Raw genomic sequence first — 2,202 nt, forward strand, 5'->3', positions numbered from 1 at the left:
GATAGCGATGTGGTCACACCTGTTCCCATCCCGAACACAGAAGTTAAGCACATCAGCGGCAAAAATAGCCTTACGGTGAATCGAGCACGTTGCCAGGTCTTTGCTTTTTTTATTTGTCTGTACAATACCTTGTATGAATATCAGAAGTTTATATATGAAGATAGTGAAAGCTATCTTTTTTTGTTATAAAATAGTGATATGAAAACTATGGTTTATGCGGGTACCTATACCGCGAAATCCTCACAGGGGATTTACAGCTTTTCATTTGAAGATGGAAGGCTATCTTCTTCACAATTGTTTTGTGAAATCAAAAATCCAAAGTACTTATCGAAAAAAGATAATTGTTTAATTACTGTTGCTGATTTTGATTATGAGAGTGGTGTTGCTTTAATCAATGCGGAAGGAGACATTAAAAGTAAAATTGCATTTGAAAAAAGAACCTCTTGTTTCATTACATCTGAAGATGATGATATTTATACTGCTAATTATCATACTGGTGTTGTTACACATTTAAAACTTGTGCAAGATGAATTGAAGTTTATGAATTCTATTCAGATCCAGGATGGTGCAGGATGCCATCAGATACTTGTTTTTCATGATCGTATTCTTGTCCCTTGTCTATTTTTGGACCGTGTATTTATCTTTGATCGTTCTTTAAAAAAAATTGGATCCATTCATTTCAATGCAAATACTGGTCCTAGACATGGAGTATTTTCAAAAGATGGAAAGTATCTATATTTAGTATCGGAACTATCCAATGAACTATTTGTTATAGAAACAAATGAATGGAATATTATTCATCAAATTCCTGTTTTAATGAGTCAGGAAATTCATGTCAGAGATACAGCAGCAATTCGCTTAAGCGATGATGAAAAGTTTATATATGTTTCTACAAGAACGAAAGACGTCATCTCTGTGATTGAGTTAGAAGATCATAAGCCAACAGTAATTCAAACTGTGAGCTGTGGTGGAAAGCATCCACGAGATTTTATTTTATTAGATCATTATCTGTTGTGTGCTAATAAGAATACGAATGAAGTAGTTAGCTTTAAAATCAATGATGACGGCACACTAGGGAAGATTGTAGACAGAATTGAAGTGCCAGAAGTTGTTGCTCTAATTCAGCAATAAATTTCATAGCTATGAAGCATGTTCAGTATCATTTATTATGTATACTTAATGCTTCTTTTTATCAGATGCAGCCACTGTTCTATTACAAAAAAGACAGAGGTCAGGAAAACGTGAATGATATCCTTGATAACTATTGAGGAGTGATACAGTTAGATGGATATCAGGTATATTCAAAATTCTATTCTGCAGATTGCAATGGCAAGAAAGAAATTTCTGCTTGCGGATACAATAGGAGCTGTACAGGCAACTTCTATGTGGTTCGGTTTAATTGTTTCAGCAAGAATGAACCGCCTGGATGCATAGAAGTATCTGATCTATGTACTGTATCAGCTGTCTGCAGCAGAAACAATAACAGAAGAACTGGTTGAAATATTGCTGCCATATTCAGACCAATTATCAGCATCTCTTAGAATGTAAAAGAACAGGATAGATACTATTTTACTCATTAAGAACACTTTTATAGTACATATCCTGTTTTTCTTTATCTAGATAGTATTTATTTGATACTTATCAACATCATCTGATTGACGGTGTCAGTCAATGATGTATCTTCATCAAATATATGATGGTTTCCAAACATCATATGCTGTTAACGTATTTCATAGTTTTTCATTATCTCGTGGTCTTCTTTGATTCGCTATTCGCGACAAAATTTTTTTGATAAAAAAAGATCGTCAATTGACGATCTTTAGAAGTGGAGCTAAGGGGAATCGAACCCCTGACCCCCTGCTTGCAAAGCAGGTGCTCTCCCAGCTGAGCTATAACCCCAGGATGCAATATGAGAATAAATGGTGGGCCTGAATGGACTTGAACCAACGACCTCACCCTTATCAGGGGTGCGCTCTAACCACCTGAGCTACAGGCCCATATCTTTCTCAACAGTGCTTAAATATAATATCAAGACATAGGTAATATGTCAATAAAAACTTTTCGAAAATTCAAAAAAAAAGATCGTCAATCGACGATCTTTAGAAGTGGAGCTAAGGGGAATCGAACCCCTGACCCCCTGCTTGCAAAGCAGGTGCTCTCCCAGCTGAGCTATAACCCCAGGATGCAATATGAGAATAAATG

Annotated in this window: 2 protein-coding genes, 3 tRNA genes and 1 rRNA gene; 3 read left to right on the plus strand and 3 right to left on the minus strand. The window is 35.8% G+C overall.

All coding sequences use genetic code 11. The features are described 5' to 3' along the window. The 3 genes from rrf to ACTND6_RS10910 form a co-directional block, all read left to right on the plus strand. Positions 1 to 98 (plus strand): 5S ribosomal RNA (rrf, locus tag ACTND6_RS10900); the annotation flags it as partial. Positions 99 to 198: 100 nt separating this feature from the next. Continuing rightward, positions 199 to 1,131, plus strand: coding sequence for a beta-propeller fold lactonase family protein (locus ACTND6_RS10905; RefSeq protein WP_441024259.1), 933 nt, complete (start codon positions 199 to 201; stop codon positions 1,129 to 1,131). A gap of 153 nt (positions 1,132 to 1,284) precedes the next feature. After that, the gene (locus tag ACTND6_RS10910) at positions 1,285 to 1,434 is read left to right on the plus strand and encodes a hypothetical protein (RefSeq protein ID WP_441024261.1); all 150 of its coding nucleotides are present in this window, start codon (positions 1,285 to 1,287) and stop codon (positions 1,432 to 1,434) included. A gap of 392 nt (positions 1,435 to 1,826) precedes the next feature. Here the strand turns inward: ACTND6_RS10910 and ACTND6_RS10915 are convergent. The 3 genes from ACTND6_RS10915 to ACTND6_RS10925 form a co-directional block, all read right to left on the minus strand. Next, positions 1,827 to 1,899: transfer RNA gene (locus ACTND6_RS10915), tRNA-Ala, on the minus strand. A gap of 21 nt (positions 1,900 to 1,920) precedes the next feature. Then, positions 1,921 to 1,997, minus strand: a tRNA-Ile gene (locus tag ACTND6_RS10920). 109 nt (positions 1,998 to 2,106) lie between these two features. Beyond that, positions 2,107 to 2,179: transfer RNA gene (locus ACTND6_RS10925), tRNA-Ala, on the minus strand. Positions 2,180 to 2,202: the final 23 nt, after the last annotated feature.

Origin of the sequence: Bulleidia sp. HCP3S3_C9, from assembly GCF_052064035.1 — a bacterium.
GTDB lineage: Bacteria > Bacillota_I > Bacilli_A > Erysipelotrichales > Erysipelotrichaceae > Bulleidia.

What these genes read in the sequence shown, in the direction of transcription:
- ACTND6_RS10905 (WP_441024259.1), top strand. Translation starts at nt 199, where the DNA reads ATGAAAACTATGGTTTATGCGGGTACCTATACCGCGAAATCCTCACAG.
- ACTND6_RS10910 (WP_441024261.1), top strand. Translation starts at nt 1,285, where the DNA reads ATGGATATCAGGTATATTCAAAATTCTATTCTGCAGATTGCAATGGCA.